Source organism: Gleimia coleocanis DSM 15436 (assembly GCF_000159015.1).
GTDB lineage: Bacteria > Actinomycetota > Actinomycetes > Actinomycetales > Actinomycetaceae > Gleimia > Gleimia coleocanis.
This window is the reverse complement of record NZ_DS999541.1, coordinates 89367-111323: the sequence shown is the minus strand read 5'-3', so window position 1 is coordinate 111323 and position 21957 is coordinate 89367. Positions and strand designations below refer to the sequence as shown.

Here is a 21957-nt window from a genome sequence, read left to right as displayed (position 1 = left end):
CCCCGGTTTTTCTTTTATCCGTTACCATTAGCCTATGAGCAATATTGAAATTACTCCGGTTTTTGATCCGGAAATCGCAGATAAGAATGTTTTAGCTACTGAGGATTTCTTCCGCCACGCGAATGGCGCTTGGTTGGAAAATCATGAGATTCCAGGCGATCGTCCCTCTGATGGCGCTTTCTACGCCCTCCGTGATGCTTCTGAACTGGCTGTGCGTGAGATTGTAGAAAACCTCAGTGTGGATTCTACTGATGCTAATGAAGCCAAGATTGCAGTATTCTTCCAGCAGTTCATGGATGAAGATACTGTGAATGCCGCTGGGGTTACTCCCCTAGCTGCTGATTTCTCTATTTTAGAAGCCGCTGAAAATCATGAAGAACTACTCGCGGCAATTGCCAAGCTAGAGGCAAGCGGTGTTTCCGGTTTTGGAGGTTTCTACGTTTACGGTGACCTAAACGCACCAGAACGCTATGCTCTTTACTTAGATCAGGGCGGCCTGTCACTGCCAGATGAAGCTTTCTACCGTGAAGAAAACTACGGTCCAATCCGCGAAGCATTCGTAAACTACCTGAACACTGCTGCCTCCCTAATTAAGGATCAGCAGGTTTCTGAACTGGCTTCCCTACTTCCTGAAAACTTCGGTGAAACCGTTTTAGCTTTCGAAACTGAACTAGCTAAACACCACTGGGATAAAGTCACCTGCCGTGACGCTCAAAAAGCTAATAACCCATTCACTCTTGGTCAGCTATCTGAGAAGATTCCAGCTTTCCCATGGGTACAGTGGCTCAACCAGGCTGGTGCCAACCTCACTGCGGACTCTGAAGTAATCGTCAGCCAGCCTAGCTTCTGGGAAGGTTTCGCTCAACTGTGGGCTGACACTGACCTACAGACGTTGAAGCTGTGGTTGGTAGCGCATATTATTGCGGCTCGTTCTGCCTACTTGCACCAGGAAATGGTTGATAACAACTTCAACTTCTCTCGTGTCCTAACTGGCGCGACTGAACAGCGTCCGCGTTGGAAGCGAGCCATCAGCTTTGTCGAGGGCGCGATGGGTGAAGGTATTGGCGAACTCTACGTAAACCGTCACTTCCCAGCGGACTACAAAGAAAAGATGCTGGTACTGGTTAATAACCTAATCGAAGCCTACCGCCAGTCAATTTCCGAGTTGGATTGGATGGGCGAAGAGACTCGTCAGCGTGCCCTCGAGAAACTCTCAAAATTCCGCGCAAAGATTGGCTATCCAGATAAGTTTGAAGACTACTCTGCCTTACAGCCAGGTACCACTCTAGTGGAATCCGTACGCAACATCGCTGCTTTCGTAACCAAACGGGAAATGGCAAAAATCGCCCAGCCAGTTGATTTGGGCGAATGGCTCATGACCCCACAGACGGTGAATGCGTACTACATGCCAACTGGTAATGAAATTGTCTTCCCAGCCGCAATTTTGCAGCCACCTTTCTTCCACCCGGACATGACTGACGCGGTAAACTACGGTGCGATTGGGGCTGTTATTGGCCACGAAATCGGCCACGGTTTCGATGACCAGGGCGCTCAGTATGACGGCACCGGTCAGCTTAACAACTGGTGGGAAGAAGCAGACGAAGCTGAGTTCAAGAACCGCACAAAGGCGCTGATTGACCAGTACGCGCAGTACTCTCCAGCCCAGTTGGATGACGAATACAAGGTGAATGGTGAACTCACCATCGGTGAAAATATCGGCGACTTGGGTGGTATCACCATCGGATGGAAAGCATACCAGCTGGCGTTGGCAGCTCGCGGGATTGCTTCTCACGAGGAAGATGTGCATGAAGGTCTTAATGGAGCTCAGCAGTTCCTATACTCTTGGGCACGCATTTGGCGTTCTAAGGCTCGCAACGAATACTTGCAGCAGCTCCTCACTATTGATCCGCACTCACCAGCAGAATTCCGTTGCAATGGTATTTTGCGTAACTTCGATTTATTCCACGAAACTTTTGGCACCCAGCCGGGTGACGGAATGTGGATGGATCCAGCAGACCGCGTGAAAATCTGGTGATTTAAACACTAGTTAAGAGTGGGGTTAGGAGGCTCAAGTAAGAGTTTCCCAACCCCACTCTTACATTTCCCCACATCCTTTTCATAAGCGCAGATGCAGTTTCGCAGTAAAACGTGCGAAAATAGGAATGTTGATTTTATCCGTATTTATTTAAGGATTAACTAATGCCAGGCATGAATCTTACTCGCGCTGAAGCTGAAGCACGTTCAGCAGTTACGAAAGTATCCACCTACGACATCTCCCTCGACCTAACCACCGGTGCAGAAACCTTCCTCTCAAAGTCCACCGTGAACTTCACGGCTACTCCAGGCGCATCTACCTTCCTAGACCTTGTAGCTGATGAAGTTCTTTCCTTGGAGGTAAACGGAGAAGCTCGTCCGGTAGACGCCTACCAGGACTACCGAATTCAGCTAGATAACCTGACAGAAAACAACACCGTCACCGTAGAAGCAGTCTGCCGCTACATGCACACTGGTGAAGGCCTGCACCGCTTCACCGACCCAGCAGATGGCCTGGACTACTGTTACTCCCAGTTCGAAGTTCCAGACGCCCGACGCGTATTCGCAGTCTTTGAACAGCCAGATATGAAGGCTCGATTCACTTTCCACGTCACCACACCAGAAAACTGGGTAGTATTTTCTAACTCTCCAACCCCAGAGCCAACCGCCCTCGAAAATGGCAAGAAACTGTGGGACTTTGCTGAAACCGAACTGATGTCCTCCTACATCACCGCGATTATCGCCGGCCCATACGTAGGTATGACTGATTCTCTGGTATCCGCAGATGGACGCGAAATCCCACTGGGCGTATACTGTCGCCAGTCCCTGCTCGAACACCTGGATGCGCAGTGGATGTTCGACGTCACCAAGGCTGGTTTCAAGTTCTTCGAAAAGGAATACGGTCACGTCTACCCATTCCGCAAGTACGACCAGATTTTCGTCCCAGAATACAACGCAGGCGCAATGGAGAACGCTGGCTGTGTCACCTTCCGCGACCAGTACATCTTCCGTTCCAAGCCAACCGCAGCACAGCTCGAAGCACTGGCAAACACCGTCTTGCACGAACTGGCACACATGTGGTTCGGCGACCTGGTCACCATGAAATGGTGGAACGACCTGTGGCTCAACGAATCCTTCGCAGAATTCATGTCCCACCTAGCACTGGCCGAAGGCACCCAATGGACTGACGCATGGACTGGTTTCATGGCACGTAAAGACTGGGGCCTCACCCAGGACCAAATGCCATCCACCCACCCAATCGTGGCTGAAATCCGCGACCTGGAAGACGTAGAAGTAAACTTCGACGGCATCACCTACGCAAAGGGTGCAGCAGTGCTACGCCAGCTAGTTTCCTACGTTGGCCGCGAAAACTTCTTCAAGGCTCTCAACGAATACTTCAACAAGCATTCCTGGGGCAACACTACCCTGCCTGACCTCATGAACGAACTGGAAGCAGCTTCTGGTCGCGACTTGAAAGCCTGGTCTAAGGTTTGGTTGGAAGAAGCCGGTGTTACCCTGCTGCGTCCGGAAGTAACCGTTGATGCTGAAGGCAAGATTACTGAACTGACTGTTGTGCAGGAATCCTTCACCCCAGGTTCTTCCCTGCGCCCACACCGTCTGGCAGTAGCTGGCTACTCTAAGACTGAAAATGGCATTGAACGTGTCTTCCACAACGAACTCGACGTTGAAGGTGCTGCAACTGTAGTTGAAGCAGCTGCTGGCATTGCGCGCCCAGATTTAATCCTGGTAAACGATGGAGACCTGGGTTACGCCAAGATTCGTTTGGATGAAGAATCCCTGGCATTCGCCAAGGCTAATATTGGTGGCTTTAGTGATTCTCTCACCCGTTCTCTGATTCTGGCTTCTGCTTGGGATATGATTCGCGATGGTCAGATGAACTCTCGCGATTACCTGGAACTGGCTTTGTCCGCGCTACCAGCAGAAACCGACATCACTATGTTTGGTCTATTGCTGCGCCACATTGACGTAGCCGCCCTGCGTTACACCGCAGTTGAAGCTCGTGAAGAAGTCTTCACCTATGTTGGTAACCGCCTGTTGTGGTTGGCTCGCGCAGCTACTGCAGAAACCGACCAGCAGCGCCTGCTGGTACAGGCAGCGGCACGTCGCGCTTGGTCTGCTGAAGATCGTGAGACAGTAAACCGTCTGCGTACCGGTGAAGAATCCCTGCTGGGTCTGCCAATGGATGTGGATATGAAGTGGGATCTGCTGATTTCTTGTGTTGCTAATGGTACTGCAGGTGTGGCTGATATCGATGCGCTCTTGGTTGAAGACACCACTATGACAGGTCAGCAAAAAGCTGCGCAGGCTCGCGCCGCTGTTGCTGACGCAGAGGTTAAGCAGGCAGCTTTCGACGCAGTATTGTTTGATGCTTCCCTGTCTAACGACATGCGTATCGCTACCGGTTTAGGATACTGGGCTAATGCTGCTCGCCACCCTGAACTATTCGTTGCTAACGTAGAGAACTTCTATGCTTCTTTGGAAAAGGTCTGGGAAGACAATACTTCTCACACCGCTCAGTCCATCGTGGCTTTGGGCTTCCCAGGCGCATTGGTTGGTTTGGTTCCTGGTTGCGATGTAGTCGGTTTGGGCAACCAATGGTTGGCTGCACACCAGGACGCTCCAGCTGGTCTGGTTCGTCTCGTTAGCGAACAGGTTGCTGAAGCACACCGCGCAGCGGTAGCTCAGCAGGCCTGATATTTTCAAGGGGTGAGGGTAGCTTCACTGTTGCCCTCACCCACTCCTTCTACTTTTCCACTCATCATGTTGCAAGTTTTTTCTCCACTTACAGGCGTTGTGAAGCCGCTCTCTGCAGTTAATGATCCCGTTCTTGCGGGTGAGATTATCGGTGCGGGCCTGGCAGTGTCAGCTAATGACACGCGCATTCACGAAGTCTGTGCCCCAGTGTCTGGCCGGCTTCTAAAAGTGCATCCGCACGCTTTCTTAGTCTTTTCAGCTACAGGTGTAGGTATCCTGGTTCATTTAGGCGTAGACACCGTGACGCTAAAGGGAAAGGGCTTCACGATTTTGAAGTCAGAGGGAGAAACCGTGGAAATGGGCACTCCAGTGATCCGTTGGGATCCGTCCGTTGCTTTGGAAGCAGGCTTGGACACTTCTATTTCTGTGATTGCTTGCAACGTGGGTAATGAGCGGATTACTTCTGACTTGCACGGAGCGATTGAAGTTGGGCAGGGAGAAGAGTTCTTCCACGTTTCCTGAGTTCTTTAGGGATTAGTTGAGCGCACGTCCAGTTTGGGCGTGCGCTTTTCTTTTCCCGAGGGCGGTTTTAAAAACTCACATCGGAAGGCGCTTTCGCGTATGATAATTCGCCCTCGGGAAACAAATAGTCATGTGCCAACGCGCCTTCGCGTATGACAATTTGACCAGAAAGTCCAAAAACGCACATCCGAACTGGTCTTCGTATGTGACAATCCGCCCTCGGGAAATAAAAAGCGGGGGCGGACCCCAAGGAGCCCGCCCCACAAAACTTACGCAGCTAGTTACTTACCAACGCCCTCGTTCATAATCTGAGCGAAACGCGCCAAGTCCATCTTGCCCAAGTCTTCCACCAGTACTTCATCGCCATTGGAATCAGTTAGTGGAACTTCCCAGTTAGGGTACTCACGGTAAGTACCTGGCAGGTTCTGTGGACGCGCATCACCCACCATATCCACCAAGGAAACGCAGAGCAGTTTAGAATCAGTTCGCGCAATGTAACGGTACAAACCATCAATTACAGCCTGCTCATCGTCACGCTTATCGTTAGGCATCATGCCGTACTCGTGCAAACGATCCAACATGGCATCCAACTCAGCCTTATCAGCTGCCCGAACATCCTCAACCGGTTCAACCAGCAAGCCCAGTTCATCACGCAAGGTAGTCTGTACGCCGCGTAGGTAGCCAACAGTTGGTGGCAAGTCGTGGGTATTCACCGCAGACATACAGTTCACACGGTAGTGGTCAGCGTGCATTGGAGAATTATCGTCTTCACGTTCAAACCACAGGATGGAAGTACCCAAAATACCACGGTCGTTAAGGTAGCCACGTACCCATGGTTCAACAGTACCCAGGTCTTCACCGATCACTACGGTGCCCGCACGTTGTGCTTCCAACAGCAATACGCCAACCATTGCTTCATGTTCGTAAGCAATGTAGCAACCGAAGTTAGCGGTCTTTCCTTCTGGAATCCACCAGAGACGGAACAAACCTAGGATGTGGTCAATGCGAACGGCTCCAGCGTGAGCTACAGCTGCACGAATCATGGAACGTAGTGGCGCGTAGCCGGATGCTGCCAGTGCACGTGGGTTCCATGGTGGCTGGGACCAGTTCTGCCCCAGCTGAGAGTACATGTCTGGTGGAGCGCCTACAGTCATGCCGGAGGCAAACATTTCTGGGTTAGACCAAACTTCGGAGCCTTCTGGATCAACGCCTACAGCCAGGTCAGACATTACGCCAATTCCCATACCAGCGTCCAGCGCACGACGCTGAGCCTCATCTAGCTGCTGAGAAATAATCCACTGACACCACATGTGGAAGCGGATTTCTGCAGTGTGTGAGGCAGCGAATTCTGCGACTCCCCTAGCGTGTGCGGAAGCCAGGTCTGCAGGGAATTCTTTGCCGTAGGTTTCTGCTAGTACACACCAAGTTGCGTAGCGGGATAGTCCCAAACCAGCTTTTTCAATGTAGGCTTCGAATTCTGCTTCGCGCTGTGCAGTGCGGGTCACCGCGAAGATGAGACGCAGGGCGTCTACCTTAGCAGTCCAAGCTGCGTCGCGGTTTACCAGGCCTTCGTGGTCTTTAACTTCTACCTGAGACGCCTTGTGGAGGCGTTCTACCTTAGCTTTTTCAGCGGCGGTGAGACCAGCATATTCCGCGATTGATTCTGGGTAAATGTAGAGCGGGTTCAGGAACTGGCGGGTTACTGGCAGGTATGGGGATGGCTGAATCGGGGTCACTGGTGAAGCCGAGTGCATTGGGTTCACCAGGTGGAAGTCAGCACCGAGTTTGCCGAATTCTTCGTTTAGCTCTGCCAGGACCTTTGCGTCGCCCATGCCCCAGGCATTTTGAGAGCGCACTGAGTACAGCTGGGAGGATACGCCCCACTGCTGTGCTCGCTGGTGTAGTGCTGGTGGGTCGATACGGTTTGGTACGACGATCAGGTGGGAAGAGTAGCTTTGTCCGTTGCCGAGGTGTGCTACGAGGGTGTGGTAACCAGTGGGAATCCACTGTTCCAACGCGAAGCTGGCGCGTCCACGCCATTGGTCGTGTACTGGTCGGTCTGGATCCCAGTTTTCGATTTGGTTCAGGTGGGTGCGGTGTCCGTCTTCGAGGATGATTTCTACCCAGAGGGATTCACCTGATGGAACGTGTACGTGTAGTTCTTGCCAGTTGCCTTCACGTTTGATGGTGCAGGCTGGCAGGGTGGTGAGCCAGATTTCTTCTTCGTGGCCGCGGAGCAGGTTGTCGAGTTCTGCTGCGTCTGGTTCTAAGGAGATTTTGTTCCCGAGGGCGCGCAGGGCAAGCACTAGGGTTTCAGGGGCGACCTCACAGAGGTTGCCATGCCAGTCCCAGTAAGTGGTGGATACCCCGTTTTTTTGCGCTAGTTCTTGGACCCGGTTTACGTATTCCGGTTTTACAACTGGCTGGCTCATTTACACTCCTGCGTGAAAACTATCGGTCATTTTGCGCATCTATTATGGCATGACTTGCCAGCAGTGATTAACTTTTCAGAGTAGTGATTAGATAAGTTCGCGTTGCATTTGTGCAACAACGCCGTCTGCGTCAGGTCCGGTGACGATTTGCACGTAGTTTCCAGAGCAGACTACTGCTAGCGGGTTGGTTTCGCGTATAAGTTGTTCATTTACCAGGTGGGGATTTTTCACGTGGGCACGGATGCGCATGAGGCAGGGTTCCAGTTCGATGAGGTTACTGGTTCCCCCTAGCCCAGCAATAAGCTGTAGCGCTTTCTGTGTCACGGTTTATCCTTTCCAACTTATTAGCTAACGCCATGCCTGTAACTCACCTCACATAATAACGTCTTGAGACTTATAACACAACTTCTCAATGAGGATTATTTATGGTCCCAAAACCATCTTTTTAAGTTCTGCGCGACAATAGAAATATGGCTGTCAATATTGAATTTCCTCAGATCACTGCTGAACCACTTGCTTCCGTTCTTCGTGCGCTCCACCTTAAGCCACTGGGACCCGACCATTATGAAGCTAACTGTTTACCGCAGATGACGCGGATTTACGGCGGTCAAGTACTTGCTCAAGCACTGTTGGCTGCCTGCGAAACTCTTGATGAAGAAGCTAATGAAAGAGTCCCCCATTCTTTCCACGCTTACTTCCTAAAAGGTGGTTCACCTACGGCTCCGATCGATTTAAAGGTCCGCAGACTCATGCAGGGACGTTCGTTTGCGAGCCGCCAAGTTAGTGCTTTCCAAGATGATGTTGAGCTATTTACGATGCTTGCATCTTTCCAAAAACAACAAGATGGCGTAGACCATGCTCTCAAGATGCCCGATGTTCCGGCTGCGGAAGAACTTCGTTCGGCTTTTGAAATTTTCCGTACGATGCAGCATCCCGTGGGAAAGTTCTTGGGTAAAACTGTGGCGTTCGACGTTCGCCACGTGCAGTCTCATCTTTATACGACTGAGAGCGCAACGCCTGCTAATTCTCAGCAGGTGTGGATGCGTCCGCGAGCGGAAGTACCGAATGCTTCCGCGGTGGTTGCGCGTATCTTGTTGGCGTATGTGATTGACCAAGTGATGATGGAACCGGCTTTACGTTCTCATGGTTTAACTTGGCTTACTCCGGGGTTAGCATTAGCAAGTATTGATCATGCTATGCATTTCTACCGGGATTTCGATATTAATGACTGGTTGCTTTACGACTTGTCTTCTCCATCTGCGCAGGGGTCACGTGCGGTTGGACAGGCACGAGTTTTCACGGCAGATGGCACTTTAGTTGCCGCGGCCACTCAGGAAGCGATGCTGCGTCTGCCCCCTGATGGTGAGTATATTAAGTCAAAGTGGACTTTTGATTACTAGAGGTTCTAAGGAAAGAATCATGACAGCATCTAATGAACCAAAGATTTGGGGATTACATTCACAGGATGAGCGTCTGCTGATTGAAAAAGGTGTAGTTGCTTTAGGTTGGCGCGAGTTAGGTGATTTATCTGGTTTTCCAGATGATCGTGAGGTTTTTAAAGCTCATTTTGCGCAGATTTATCCACATGCTAAGAAGGGGCAGATTCCTACCAGCGCGGGGATGCTTTATCGTTTCATTCACGAGGCGCAGGTGGGTGATTTCGTAGTTTTTCCTTCAAAGACCAGTCGCTTGATTCATTTGGGAATTATCGAGGGCGGTTATTCTTATGATCACGTTGCCTTAGAGTATGTTCATCAGCGTCAGGTTCGGTGGGTTAATAAGCTGCCGCGGACGGCTTTTTCACAGGGTGCTCTGTATGAGATTGGGTCTTTCTTATCTTTCTTCTTGGTGAAGAACTATGCTGATGAGTTCTTAGCTGCTTTCGATAAGAACTTTAAGCCTTTTAGTGCTGAGACTGAGGATGAAACTATTGGGGCTACTGCTGAGGAGATTGTTGAGAGTACGAAGGATTTTATTCTTAAGGAGCTTTCTAAGCATTTGAAGGGCTACGAGTTGGAAGAGTTCGTGGCTGACTTACTGCGTGTGATGGGTTACCGGACCACGGTTTCTGCAAAAGGTGGTGATTCGGGGATTGATATCGTGGCTTATAAAGACGAGTTGCCTCCGCGAATCCTGGTGCAGGTCAAGAGTGGTCAGGGAGATATCACTGAGGCTACGATTCAGTCGTTAAAGGGCGCAATGCGTGAAGGCGACTATGGTCTTTTCGTCACTTTAGCTGATTACAAGAAAAAAGCTGCCCGCTATTTAGAGGCGACTCCAATTATTAGAGGAATTAACGGAACTGAGTTGGTGGAGTTAATTTTGAAGTATTACGAGGATTTGGATGATAAGTATCAGCGTCTGATTCCCTTAAAAAAGGTTTATATCCCCGTACCTTTAGCGGACTAGTATGTGCTAGTGCTTTAACAGGCTCTAGATGCGCTTAGGGCTCCCTTTACGCTTGTAAAGGGAGCCCTAAGTGTTTAAGCTCAGTCTCGCTTGAGGCGACGGTGGGTCACACGGTGTGGACGAGCTGCTTCAACGCCCAGGCGTTCCACCTTGTTCTTTTCATAGGATTCGAAGTTACCTTCGAACCAGAACCACTTAGCTGGGTTTTCATCGTCGCCTTCCCAGGCGAGGATGTGGGTTGCCACGCGGTCGAGGAACCAACGGTCGTGGGTAACGACCACTGCACATCCAGGGAAGTTTTCCAAAGCATTTTCCAAGGAAGACAGGGTTTCCACGTCGAGGTCGTTAGTAGGTTCGTCCAGGAGCAACAGGTTACCACCCTGCTTCAAGGTTAGTGCCAGGTTCAAACGGTTACGTTCACCACCAGAGAGAACTCCGGCTGGCTTCTGCTGGTCTGGCCCCTTGAAACCGAATGCGGAAACGTAGGCGCGGGAAGGCATTTCTACGTTACCGACCTCAATGTAGTCCAATCCGTCGGAGACAACTTCCCACAGAGTTTTGTTAGGATCAATGCCTGCACGAGTCTGGTCAACATAGGAAATCTTTACGGTTTCACCGATGCGCAGGTCGCCGCCGTCCAGTGGTTCCAAACCAACCATGGTCTTAAATAGAGTGGTCTTGCCAACGCCGTTTGGACCGATTACACCAACAATGCCGTTACGTGGCAGAGAGAAGGAAAGACCGTCGATGAGGACGCGGTCGCCGAAGCCTTTCTTCAGGTCCTTTGCTTCGATAACGACATTTCCCAAACGTGGGCCTGGTGGAATCTGGATTTCTTCGAAGTCGAGCTTACGAGTGCGTTCTGCTTCCGCTGCCATTTCTTCGTAGCGTGCTAGACGTGCCTTGGACTTAGCCTGACGACCTTTAGCGTTGGTACGTACCCATTCCAGTTCGTCTTTCAGGCGTTTAGCAAGCTTAGCGTCTTTCTTTCCCTGTACTTCCAGACGAGCTTCCTTGGTTTCCAGGTAGGTGGTGTAGTTACCTTCGTATGGGTAGAGGCGACCGCGGTCAACTTCTGCAATCCAGTTTGCTACGTGGTCCAGGAAGTAACGGTCGTGGGTGACTGCAATAACTGCGCCTGGGTAGTTAGCCAGGTGCTGTTCCAGCCATAGTACGGATTCTGCATCCAAGTGGTTGGTAGGTTCGTCCAGGAGCAACAGGTCTGGTGCTTCCAGCAGCAGCTTACACAGTGCCACACGACGACGTTCACCACCGGAAAGTACCTTTACGTCTGCGTCTGGTGGTGGACAGCGTAGCGCGTCCATTGCCTGTTCTAGCTGAGAATCCAGGTCCCAACCGTTTTCAGCTTCGATTTCGTCCTGCAGCTTACCCATTTCTTCCATGAGGGCGTCAAAGTCTGCATCTGGATCACACATGAGCTCAGAGATTTCGTTGTAGCGCTTCAGTTTGGCTACCAGGTCAGCACGACCCATCTGAACGTTTTCCAAAACAGTCTTGTCTTCATCCAGTGGTGGTTCCTGCATGAGGATACCTACGGAGTACCCTGGGGTTAGGCGTGCTTCACCGTTTGATGGTTCGTCCAGTCCTGCCATGATTTTCAGAATGGAGGACTTACCTGCACCGTTTGGACCGACCATACCGATTTTTGCGCCTGGCAGGAATGCCATGGTTACGTCGTCCAGAATTACTTTGTCACCGTGTGCTTTGCGCGCACGTACCATTGAGTAAATGTATTCAGCCACTTTTACCTTCAACTTACGATTAGTGTTTCTTTACTTACCCGCAGTGTGATTCACTTTTGGCTTTGTGTAAAGAAATTCAGTGTCATTTTCTATTTTAGTGGGCTTTTCATTTTCAAGCGACCATACTTGACGGTATCTGGCTATGCGCTATGTCGCAGTAATCTGCCCGGCGAGATAAGCAGTACCCTCACCCGCCGGGCAGACGTTATTTTCAAATTAACGCTGATTCATTTTCCCCTACGTTGAATACCTCCTCAATACTTGGATTTTCTTTGGCTTCCATGGCCGCTACCTCTGCTGAGACGGGAACCTGAAGAGACACACTTTCCGTTGTTTCCGTGGCGGTTTGTGTAGTTCCTTGGTTCTCAGCCAAGGTTTGTTCGGCAGCTTGTTCAGGGGTTTGCATTCTTCCGAATGCGCTAATCCCCTGGTTTAAGTCGTGACCTACAGCGTTGGCGACAATAAGTAGTTCTACACCGTGTTGCCCGTTTTCTTTTTGCCATTCGTTTACTTCCAGGCGTCCTGAAACGTACACAGGGTCGCCTTTGCGCAGGGAACGTTGTGCGTTGTCAGCAAGTTTTCCCCACATGCGCACGGAATACCAAGTGGCTCCTAAGTCATGCCATTGGTTTAGTTCATCGCGGCCTTTCTTTGGTACGGCAAGGCGAAATTTAGCACTGACGTGACCGGAGGCGTATTGCATAAGTTCAATACTTGTTCCGACGCGCCCGCGTAGGTTTACGTTAATGGTGTCCGTGTGAATCTGGCGGACTTTACCAACTGGGGTAACTGCGCGTTCTGTGGTTTGGGTTGTGGGTTTTAGTTCGGTTTCCCAAGATCCGTTACTCATGGTTCTTCCTTTCATTTGTTTTTAGTTAGTTTTCTTTCCGAGGACGGATGAGTAGCATCCCCACGCCAAAGCTGAAGGCTGAGATTGTGAGGGGTAAGAGGTCTAATGGACCAGTTTCAGCTAAGCGGCGAGTGGTTTTCGCCGGTGGTAGTTGTTGAGTGCTGACAGTTGACGCGTTTGGTGGTGTAGATGCTACCGGCGGCTCAGCTGGTTTGGGAGGCATTTGAACTTTCGGTGGTTCAGGTGTTTTAGGTGGTTCAGGTTTCTGCGGTGGTTCGGGTGTAGTCCCTGGACCGTTAGGCGTCGGCGACGCCAGCGGCTTTTCCACTTCAAAGGTTTCAGTTTCTAACCCGAACTCATGCGTGTGGTCTTTAGCTAAAACTGTGGGTTCAATCTGCAGTTCTTGCCGTGCAGACACTACCCAGGTGTAGAAGCCAGGTTCCAGTTCGCGTGGCATTTTTGTTACGTCAGTCGTGTACTCTCCGGGTCCGGCAATCGTGAGTAACTGGGTTACAACTGGTGTTAGCCCCTGCGGGGGCCGTGTTGATAAGTTAGGCTTTTGCGCAAATGGACCATACAGTTGGGCTTCCAGGTTGACCAGCAATGGGTGTTTATCTAAATCTGTTGGCCAAGTTTGGGCAGTTACCGTGATTTTGTCGGTTGCTGGCTCACCAACTTTGACAGTAGGTTTTGCTACCTGCGTAGTGAACTCGAAATCCACTTTTGCAATATCTGCTCGGTGAGAAATAGTTTTAGTAAGGCTACTAGTCACTGCTGGAACTGTGATTAGGTCCTGATATTTTTGCAGTTCATAAATTTCAACAGTATCTGCGGGTAAGCCAATAGCAGTCACAGTTACCGTAATTTCTCCCGTACCATGAGCTTTTAGCGCCAAATTTTGGGCAGAATCTGAAGAAGCTAAAGTTAGCTGGGTTGAACCATCAGCAAAAGTCGCTGGTCCATTTACTTCTAAGCTCAGTTGCAATCCAGGGAACCAGATTTGAGACGCGGTTTGCACTCCCACACCACTTAGCTGCAGTTCCCGTCCTTCTCCAGAAAGCTCTAACGGAATACTGTAGGGACCCGCAAATTTTTCTGCTTTTGCCAGCATCTGTTCAGTTAAGACACCACCATCTTCTGGAACCAGATTATGCATGCGCCCAAAGGTCTCTAAATAATGTTGTACCGCCCAAGAAAATGACTGTTCATGCAAGGTATCTTGCGTAACTAAGTCACGGTAAAAGTAGAATAAAGCCGCCAGCGGATAGGTGTTTTCTGCGGAAATAACATTTGTTAAATCTTCAAAACCTGTCATGGTCTGCCGATTCCGCGCGATAGTAGTCCCCACTGGGTAGGACACAATAGTGGTTTCGATTGCACCAGCAGCTTCACCAGCAAGTCCCTGCCGATCACCGTTACAAACCCCAATCATATTTCCTGTTGTCGCTACAGACAGATAAACAGGATTCGAGGTTTGATAGACGTAAGGAGTTGCATATGCTCCAATTGGGGTAGCCAAAGCGAATAGAAAGGCTGAGCCTGCCAGCAGGCGTTTACGCCACGATAGCTTCGATTGTTTACTTCTCATGATTCCTCACAAAATAGTTGTTTTCTGCGGAAACTTTGTTCCGGTTAACAGCCATTTTGAGAGCAAGTAAGGTAAGTTTCACTCCCCGACTAAAAAACCTGTGGATAACCTAAGTTGAATAAACCCCCTGTGTACACACCTCCCACAGGAGCCCCAGACTTCGAATTGCAATAGGGATTCCCATGGGCTTTTTAGCTATCACCCACCGCCCTCGAAAAAGAAAAATCCGGTTACGAAAACTCGTAACCGGAAAATTTCAAAATCAGTCGGTAATGCCAAGACGCTTTACTTCAGCAGCCCCTTCGCGACATTCCGCCCGAGACGGTCCCTCCCCCGCGGGGAAAAGCATCTTACGGTAGTAAATCAACTCCTGAATGGACTCTAAAATATCAGCCAATGCGCGATGCCCACCGTTCTTCTCAGGAGCTTCTTCGAAAACGCGATGATACCAACGCTTCGCCAATTCTTTAATAGAGGACACATCCACCACACGGTAATGTAAATGCCCCATTAGACGTGGCATATATCGTTCCAAAAACATCTTATCCGTGCCAATGGAATTACCCGCCAACAGCCCCCGCTTAGCCTGCGGCACAAACTTTTTAACGTACGCCAGTACCCGTTCCTCTGCCTCCGCTAGAGAAATACCATTCTCCAAGTCATCCAACAACCCAGAAGTTGTATGCATATTACGCACAAAATCGTTCATGTTCGCCAAAGCTTCCGCACTTGGCTTAATCAACAAATCAATGCCCGGATCCAAAAGATTCAGTTCCTCATCGGTAACGACCACCGCTACCTCAACTAAAGCGTCTTTCTCAACGTCCAAGCCAGTCATTTCACAGTCAATCCACACCAGTGGACGTGCAGGATAGTTAATCGTCATACCCTCAATTCTACGGGTTTTACGTCTCACCAGTAAGTGGACTTTCCCACGCCATTGCAAACAGCGATAAAATATTTCCCATGACTGTAAACACCCAATCAACCGCCCCAGACCACGCGGTAACCGCAGCCGACGTAGAAGTCGCTGCCCAGCGTTTAAACGGCGTGGCACGCGAAACTGCCCTGGAGTTTTCTGACCGTCTCACCGCAGAAGTTGGTGTACCCGTTTACCTCAAACGAGAAGACATTCAACTCTGCCGGTCTTTTAAAGTACGTGGTGCCTACAATAAAATCGCTTCCCTCACGGAAGCAGAAAAATCCCGTGGCGTAGCATGTGCTTCCGCAGGTAACCACGCACAAGGCGTAGCTTACGCTTGTGCAGCCTTGCAGATTAAAGGCAAAATCTTCCTGCCTTCTAATACTCCCCGACAGAAGCGTGACCGGATTAAGACCATTGGTGGAGACTGGGTTGAACAAGTCATTGTGAATGGTAGCTTCGATCAGGCTAACGCGGTAGCGCAAGAGTGTGCGCGCGCAGAAAACCTCGTTTTCGTACCTCCCTACGATGATCCTTTGACTATCGCTGGGCAAGGCACGGTTGCCTATGAAATTTCCAAGCAGCTTCCAGCAGGCACTGATACCGTGGTGGTGCCAATTGGCGGTGGCGGCTTAGCAGCAGGCATTGCCGTATGGATTAAGACAAAACACCCAGAAATTAAGGTTATCGGCGTTGAGCCAGCGGGCGCAGCTTCTTCCGCAGCAGCTTTAAAGGCGGGTACCCCAGTTTCTTTGGAAGTTTCAGATTCCTTTGTAGATGGCACGGCAGTTGGTCGCGTTGGCGACACTCCATTCCCGCTGCTGCGGGATTTGCTGGATGAGATTGTGGTGGTTCCTGAGGGCGCTGTGTGTTCTGAAATGCTCGCTTTATACCACTCTGAGGGTATTATCGCTGAACCTGCGGGAGCACTAGCAGCGGCAGCAATTCGCCGCTACCTGCCCCACATTCCTAACGGCCCGGTCATCGGTATTGTGTCCGGCGGTAATAATGACCTGTCCCGTTACGCAGAAGTACAGGAACGCTCACTGCGCCATGAGGGGTTGCGCCACTACTTCCTGGTAACTTTCAGTCAGGAGCCAGGGGCTCTGCGGACTTTCTTGGAAGATGTTCTTGCACCAGATCAAGATATTGTGCACTTTGAATACACGAAGAAGAATAACCGCGATACCGGTCCAGCGTTAGTAGGCATCGATATTGTGCATCCTGAAGATCTTTTGGCGCTTCGTCGTCGGATGGCTGCTTCTCCACTGCACGTTGAGCAGATTTCGCCTGATTCTGAGATTTTCAGACTGCTGGTGTAAATTTAGGGTGTTGCCTCCGTAGCTCAGTGGATAGAGCAGGTGCCTTCTAAGCACTTGGTCGCAGGTTCGAATCCTGTCGGGGGTGCCATTAACGGCGGGGTCTTGCAAGACTCCGCCGTTTTACTTTTATAGGATTTTGTTTACTGATTCGAAACCCCTTTATCTGCATTTCGTACCTGCTGGAACAAAAATACAAAAGAGGCGACCCCTTACGGGATCGCCTCTTTCATAAGACGTTTAATATCAGCCTTCGATAGAGACTACGCCGGTCTTGTAAGCCTTAGCCAGACGACGAGGCACTCGAACTTCACGGCCCTGTACGCGGATGGTGACGAGCTCAGTCAGCTCAGCCTTCCAGCTAGACCGGCGAGTGCGGGTGTTCGACCGAGACATTTTACGTTTTGGCACTGCCATAGCCGCCACTCCTTCACATACTCAGAATTAATTAACTTGCCACAGATTACTTTGCCATGTTTACCCTGGTAAATGCCAGTTAAAACTGCCAAAACACTCTGTGATATTTACCGCGTTTACGCAACTTAGCTAGTTTATCACCTTTCGTTCAAGTTACGAAACCAGGAAATCCATGGGAACATTAGAAAGGCACGTTAGTTTATAAGGAGCAAAATGCGAAGTATTAAAGAGGGAACTTGGATTCGCAATGAAATAGAAATCCTACGTTCACGCTTTATCACTACCCTCGCATATACTCCGACCGAAGTAGCCGCCCGAGAGCTTATTGCCCAGGTCCGCAACGAATATCCAGATGCGCGCCACAACTGCTCAGCTTTCGTAGTTAAACCCGAAGGCTTAAATGAAATCGGACATTCTAATGATGATGGCGAGCCCTCGGGAACTGCGGGCATGCCGATGCTTGAAGTTTTCTTACGTAATCAACTAGTAAATGTCACGGCAGTAACCACTCGCTATTTTGGTGGCATCCTGCTGGGAGCAGGCGGCCTGGTACGCGCTTACTCAACCAGCGTTTCGGAAGCTTTGAATCTTGCTGAAATCGTTGAGCTAGTACCGATGACGCAATGGTGTTTACCCTGCCCGCATGCTACGGCTGGGCGGATTGAAGCTGATTTGCGGACACGGGGAATCAACGTAACTGGTATTGAATACACCGAAACCGCAAACATTATGTGCGCTATCCCACCTGAAAATGTGGAATCTTTTCATGCCCTGGTGGGTTCTATTACTACAGGCTTAGTGACGCCTATTGAACTCTCTTCCACTACCGTCGCTATTCCAGCGAAAAACTAATCTTCTTGGAGGACTGATGGCGAATATCGCTAATAACATCACCGAAACCATTGGACATACGCCCCTAGTACGCATTAACCGTGTTACCTCTCAACAGGCTACTGTCCTGGCTAAAGTAGAGTCATTTAACCCAGCTTCTTCGGTGAAGGACCGTATTGCCGTAGCGATTGTTGATGCGGCTGAAGCTTCTGGTTTACTTCCTGCTGGTGGCACTCTGGTGGAAGCAACTTCTGGCAATACTGGTGTTGCGCTGGCGATGGTTGGTGCAGCCCGCGGTTATAAAGTGGTTATTTCCATGCCTTCTTCTATGAGTGTGGAACGCCGTTTGTTAATGCGCGCTTTCGGTGCGGAGTTGATTTTGACTGATCCAAAGCTGGGCATGGCGGGTGCGGTTGCGGCTGCTGAAGAGTTGGTGGCTTCTCGCGAGGGCGCCGTGCTGGCGTCCCAGTTTAAGAATCCAGCTAACCCGGCAACTCACGTTGCAAATACGGGTGAAGAAATCTGGAATGATACTGATGGTCAGGTTGATATTCTGGTTGCTGGTGTAGGCACTGGCGGCACTATTTCTGGTACTGCTGCCACGTTAAAGGCTAAGAATCCTAGCCTGCAGGTGGTAGCTTTAGAACCAGCTGATTCCCCGTTGCTTACAGAGGGTACTGCTGGACCACACGGTATTCAGGGCATTGGGGCGAACTTTGTACCTGATAACTTGAATCGTGAGATTTTAGATGAGATTATTCCAGTCCCTACTGATGGAGCTATGGAGTTTGCGCGACGCGCAGCTGCTGAAGAAGGTCTGTTGGTAGGTATTTCCGCTGGAGCGGCTCTGTGGGGAGCGAATCAGGTAGCATCCCGCCCTGAGAATGAGGGTAAGACGATCGTAGTGATTTTGCCTGACACTGGTGAACGCTACCTGTCTACTGCTCTGTGGCAGCATCTGGCTGACTGATTTAGTTACTTTAAGGTATAAGGAGATACGGTGCACCAGTCTGGCATGTCATTTTTCGCATTAGCTAAAGAGGATTTACAGAATGCGAAGGATCGCGACCCAGCAGCTACTTCTAACTGGGAGGTGGCACTCGCTTACCCGGGTGTGCATGCTATCTGGTCGCATCGTATCGCCCACCGCCTGTGGCATAAGGGTTTCCGTTCCCTCGCGCGCATTCTTTCTTCCATGTCTCGCACCCACTCTGGGATTGATATTCACCCGGGAGCAGAAATTGGACGTCGCGTATTCATTGACCACGGTACTGGCGTAGTTATTGGTGAAACCGCTGTTATTGGCGAAGACGTAGTGATTTTCCACGGAGTCACCCTAGGCGGTGTCGCTATGGTGAAGGGTAAGCGCCACCCTACGGTTGGTTCTCATGTGATGATTGGTGCGGGAGCAAAGGTTTTAGGTCCGATTCATATTGGTGAAGGCTCTAAGATTGGTGCTAACGCGGTGGTGGTTAAAGACGTCCCAGCAGAGCATGTGGCGATTGGCATTCCGGCAGCTAATAAACCTTTATGCGAGAAGAGCCGGGCAGCAGACTTGATTGTGGACCCTACCCTTTTCATCTAACCCTCATATGCGAAATGCGTTTCGCATATGATTTTTTGGTGGATTCCGCTAAAAATGCACATCCGAACGCGCCTTCGCATATGAGTTTTTAACATTTCTGCGATTCAGCTTCCCTAGAACATTTTTCCAGCTAGACTGGAAATATGTCACAGCTCACACTACATTCACAGTTAGAAACCCTCATCGGCTTAGAACGACCACTGGGAATCGAGCTGGCCACACTGACCCGCTATGACATTCCTGCCCTCGCGTCGCTCTACCTAGTCGCCTACGAAAACCGCTTCACCGCGGCAGACCTAGTAGAAGCAGTCGAAGAAATGCGCATGGCATTCAACGGCGAATTCGGACGTCCCCTAGACAACTCCTTCGTCGGAGCCTGGGTAGACGGAGAACTAGTCGGAGCAATCCTCCTCACCGTCACCAGCCCCTGGGATGACCTACCAGACGGAACCCCCATCATCATGGACCTAATGGTAGCCCCAGAACACCGCGGAAAAGGAATAGCCACCGCCCTCGTCGGAGAAATCGCCCACCGCGCCTGCCAAGCCGGATACGAAACTATCAGCCTACGCCTCGACCTACACGAAGCTGGTGCTGCTGCAAAACTCTACGACTCCCTCGGATTCGCAGAAAAAACACAAAACTAAACCCTAACGCTGACAGCCCGGGCACCAGAAAAGACGACGATTCTGCATCAGTTGCTCTGCAACCATGCTCCCACACCGCAGGCAAGGACGCCCCGTACGGTGATACACGTAGAAGCGCTGTGCTTCCACGTCCTCTGGATCCTCCGCACGCAAATCCTCTTCCAACATGGTTGAAATAAACCCCGTCTCCAAACCATCTAAAAGACCCGCGCGCAAATCATCCCAAAGTAACCCCAAACGCTTCTCAGAAATATTACTCCCCTTACGGAAAGGAGAAATCCCCACGCGGAAAAGACACTCCGCCCGGTAAATATTACCCGGACCAGCCACCACCGACTGATCCATCACCAGCTCACCAATCGCCCGTTTACGAGCCCTCACCAACCGAATAAACTCCGCGCGATCAGCAGGATGATTAACCAACGGATCCGGCCCTAAACGCTTCAAAACGTCCAAAACCTCATCATAAGAAACTACTGCACAACGCGTAGGGCCAGATAAATCAGCAACCTCTTCACGACCCACCAAACGTAAGCGAATCTCCCCTTTCGGCGCAGGAGGATTACCAAACACATCCAGCGGGTAAAAACGCCACTTCCCATACAAGCCTAAATGAACATGCAACCAGCGAGCCAACTCATCCGGTTCCTCACCAAACTTAATGAAAATATGCTTACCCCAAGAGGAACTGCCCGTAATCTGCAACCCCGAAAGCAGCTCAGCAGAATCAGCAAAACGTCCCTGCGGAGACAAAACCTCCAGCGAATAACCACCAAAATCAGCTAAAAGACGCGCCGTAAGACGATGAATAACGTGACCCTCAGGCATACCTTAACCGTTATTCTCCGCTTCTAAAAGTGGCATGCTATCCGTGTAAAACTCCACCTCAGATTCCACGAAAGCCTCTAAAGAATCCGGATCAGCCGCATGCAGCAAGCTCACAGACATCTCCTGCTTCTCCCCCGGCAAAACCCGCAAAGCCTCAGCACACTCAGCCCGGTTAAAAGCATTCGTCATAAACTGGCAAAACTCCATCGCCAAAGACTCCGCCGGACGATGAGCTAAAGGCTCTCCCGTGAAGAAATGCAAAATCCCCACGCCACGAGAAACCCCCGCATTAGAAGTCGCCACAATATCCGTGCGCGCCCCAGAACCGTGGAATAACGTAGCCCCCACAGTCCCATTAGTTTCTTCAACAGTCAGATCAGTAAACGCCGTATCCAAATCCGCCAAATTACCTAACCAAACCTGTGAAAGCTCATCGATAAACGCCAAAGAATCCGAAGCTTCAACCTCAGCAAGATCAGTAAAAGCAGCTTCACCCGCTAAAGGAATCAAATCCTCATCAACCTCAACTCGAGTGCGTGCCTCCACAATCAACTCGGCATCAGACTTAGCGCCCTCGTAACGAATATAAGGATGCCAACCCAAGCCGAAAGGAGCCGCTTCCACACCCAAATTTGTAGCCGTCAAAGTTAAGTTAAGCTCGTAAACTCCCCCAGCCTCACTCAAAGTGTAATCGGCACGCACCTCAAACGGAACCGGGTAATGCGCATCTCGCACCACGGTAGCTAGAGAAACGTAGTCCTCCTCATGAGCCTCAACTGTAAACTCAGCGTCCAACACTAAACCATGCAAAGCCTCAGGCTTGCCAGAAGGACCATCCCCCAAACGAACCGTATTACCCTGCCAAGTATAAGTAGCCTGCTGAACACGATTCGACCAAGGGGCCAGAACCGACGAACGACAGCCGTTACCTTCTAAAAGTTCAGAGTCTGACGCATAACCGTCAATCAAATTGAAATCACCCGTGCGGCTAGGCACCACCCATTCAGTGACAATGCCACCGCGAGTGCAAATCCGCGCATGCGAATCCTTCAGCGTAATATCAATGTAAGTTAATGCGTCAGACATTCTGAACTC

At 50.5% G+C, this 21957-nt stretch carries 19 protein-coding genes and 1 tRNA gene; 11 read left to right on the top strand and 9 right to left on the bottom strand.

What is annotated here, in order from left to right:
- The first annotated feature begins 34 nt into the window (after nt 1-34).
- The 3 genes from HMPREF0044_RS01780 (at nt 35) to HMPREF0044_RS01770 (ending at nt 5271) form a co-directional block, all read left to right on the top strand.
- Complete coding sequence (locus HMPREF0044_RS01780; protein ID WP_006546386.1) at nt 35-2035, top strand: M13 family metallopeptidase; 2001 nt, start codon at nt 35-37, stop codon at nt 2033-2035.
- A gap of 164 nt (nt 2036-2199) precedes the next feature.
- Entirely contained in the window at nt 2200-4749 is a 2550-nt protein-coding gene (gene pepN, locus HMPREF0044_RS01775; protein ID WP_006546385.1) for an aminopeptidase N, read from the top strand.
- A 66-nt stretch (nt 4750-4815) separates the two neighbouring features.
- Nucleotides 4816-5271, top strand: coding sequence for a PTS sugar transporter subunit IIA (locus tag HMPREF0044_RS01770; protein WP_141553809.1), 456 nt, complete (start codon nt 4816-4818; stop codon nt 5269-5271).
- Between the two features lie 281 nt (nt 5272-5552).
- Here HMPREF0044_RS01770 and malQ read toward each other — a convergent pair whose 3' ends face one another.
- Together malQ and HMPREF0044_RS01760 are read right to left on the bottom strand one after the other, a co-directional pair.
- Nucleotides 5553-7703, bottom strand: coding sequence for a 4-alpha-glucanotransferase (gene malQ, locus HMPREF0044_RS01765; RefSeq protein WP_006546382.1), 2151 nt, complete (start codon nt 7701-7703; stop codon nt 5553-5555).
- 87 nt (nt 7704-7790) lie between these two features.
- Nucleotides 7791-8027, bottom strand: coding sequence for a PTS sugar transporter subunit IIB (locus HMPREF0044_RS01760; RefSeq protein ID WP_006546381.1), 237 nt, complete (start codon nt 8025-8027; stop codon nt 7791-7793).
- A gap of 146 nt (nt 8028-8173) precedes the next feature.
- Between HMPREF0044_RS01760 and HMPREF0044_RS01755 the strand changes: the two genes are divergently transcribed.
- Both HMPREF0044_RS01755 and HMPREF0044_RS01750 read left to right on the top strand, forming a co-directional pair.
- Entirely contained in the window at nt 8174-9103 is a 930-nt protein-coding gene (locus HMPREF0044_RS01755) for an acyl-CoA thioesterase (RefSeq protein WP_006546380.1), read from the top strand.
- Nucleotides 9104-9122: 19 nt separating this feature from the next.
- Nucleotides 9123-10112, top strand: coding sequence for a restriction endonuclease (locus tag HMPREF0044_RS01750; protein ID WP_006546379.1), 990 nt, complete (start codon nt 9123-9125; stop codon nt 10110-10112).
- Nucleotides 10113-10192: 80 nt separating this feature from the next.
- On the opposite strand, the gene ettA is transcribed toward HMPREF0044_RS01750, so the two are convergent.
- From ettA to orn, 4 genes are all read right to left on the bottom strand, one after another.
- Complete coding sequence (gene ettA, locus HMPREF0044_RS01745; RefSeq protein ID WP_040312686.1) at nt 10193-11875, bottom strand: energy-dependent translational throttle protein EttA; 1683 nt, start codon at nt 11873-11875, stop codon at nt 10193-10195.
- A gap of 211 nt (nt 11876-12086) precedes the next feature.
- Nucleotides 12087-12725: a single-stranded DNA-binding protein gene (locus HMPREF0044_RS07795; protein WP_050754332.1), complete on the bottom strand. Its 639-nt coding sequence runs from the start codon at nt 12723-12725 to the stop codon at nt 12087-12089.
- A 25-nt stretch (nt 12726-12750) separates the two neighbouring features.
- Complete coding sequence (locus tag HMPREF0044_RS01735; protein WP_141553808.1) at nt 12751-14313, bottom strand: hypothetical protein; 1563 nt, start codon at nt 14311-14313, stop codon at nt 12751-12753.
- 262 nt (nt 14314-14575) lie between these two features.
- A complete protein-coding gene (orn, locus tag HMPREF0044_RS01730) occupies nt 14576-15199 on the bottom strand; it encodes an oligoribonuclease (RefSeq protein ID WP_006546375.1) in 624 nt (207 codons plus the stop codon).
- Nucleotides 15200-15279: 80 nt separating this feature from the next.
- Between orn and ilvA the strand changes: the two genes are divergently transcribed.
- Nucleotides 15280-16557 (top strand): threonine ammonia-lyase IlvA, encoded by a 1278-nt coding sequence (gene ilvA / locus HMPREF0044_RS01725; protein ID WP_006546374.1) that lies wholly within the window; start codon nt 15280-15282, stop codon nt 16555-16557.
- A 12-nt stretch (nt 16558-16569) separates the two neighbouring features.
- Nucleotides 16570-16645, top strand: a tRNA-Arg gene (locus HMPREF0044_RS01720).
- A gap of 155 nt (nt 16646-16800) precedes the next feature.
- On the opposite strand, the gene rpmF is transcribed toward HMPREF0044_RS01720, so the two are convergent.
- Entirely contained in the window at nt 16801-16971 is a 171-nt protein-coding gene (rpmF, locus tag HMPREF0044_RS01715; RefSeq protein ID WP_006546373.1) for a 50S ribosomal protein L32, read from the bottom strand.
- A 213-nt stretch (nt 16972-17184) separates the two neighbouring features.
- Between rpmF and HMPREF0044_RS01710 the strand changes: the two genes are divergently transcribed.
- The 4 genes from HMPREF0044_RS01710 (at nt 17185) to HMPREF0044_RS01695 (ending at nt 20034) form a co-directional block, all read left to right on the top strand.
- Nucleotides 17185-17823, top strand: a complete 639-nt coding sequence (locus HMPREF0044_RS01710) for an IMPACT family protein (RefSeq protein ID WP_006546372.1) — start codon at nt 17185-17187, stop codon at nt 17821-17823.
- Between the two features lie 16 nt (nt 17824-17839).
- Nucleotides 17840-18772 (top strand): cysteine synthase A, encoded by a 933-nt coding sequence (gene cysK, locus HMPREF0044_RS01705; RefSeq protein WP_006546371.1) that lies wholly within the window; start codon nt 17840-17842, stop codon nt 18770-18772.
- Between the two features lie 45 nt (nt 18773-18817).
- Nucleotides 18818-19387 carry a serine O-acetyltransferase gene (gene cysE, locus HMPREF0044_RS01700; protein WP_050754335.1) on the top strand — a complete coding sequence of 190 codons (570 nt, stop codon included), beginning with the start codon at nt 18818-18820 and terminating at the stop codon, nt 19385-19387.
- Between the two features lie 143 nt (nt 19388-19530).
- Entirely contained in the window at nt 19531-20034 is a 504-nt protein-coding gene (locus HMPREF0044_RS01695) for a GNAT family N-acetyltransferase (RefSeq protein ID WP_006546369.1), read from the top strand.
- A 3-nt stretch (nt 20035-20037) separates the two neighbouring features.
- On the opposite strand, the gene HMPREF0044_RS01690 is transcribed toward HMPREF0044_RS01695, so the two are convergent.
- Both HMPREF0044_RS01690 and HMPREF0044_RS01685 read right to left on the bottom strand, forming a co-directional pair.
- Complete coding sequence (locus HMPREF0044_RS01690) at nt 20038-20862, bottom strand: Fpg/Nei family DNA glycosylase (RefSeq protein WP_006546368.1); 825 nt, start codon at nt 20860-20862, stop codon at nt 20038-20040.
- Nucleotides 20863-20865: 3 nt separating this feature from the next.
- Complete coding sequence (locus HMPREF0044_RS01685; protein ID WP_006546367.1) at nt 20866-21948, bottom strand: aldose 1-epimerase; 1083 nt, start codon at nt 21946-21948, stop codon at nt 20866-20868.
- Nucleotides 21949-21957: the final 9 nt, after the last annotated feature.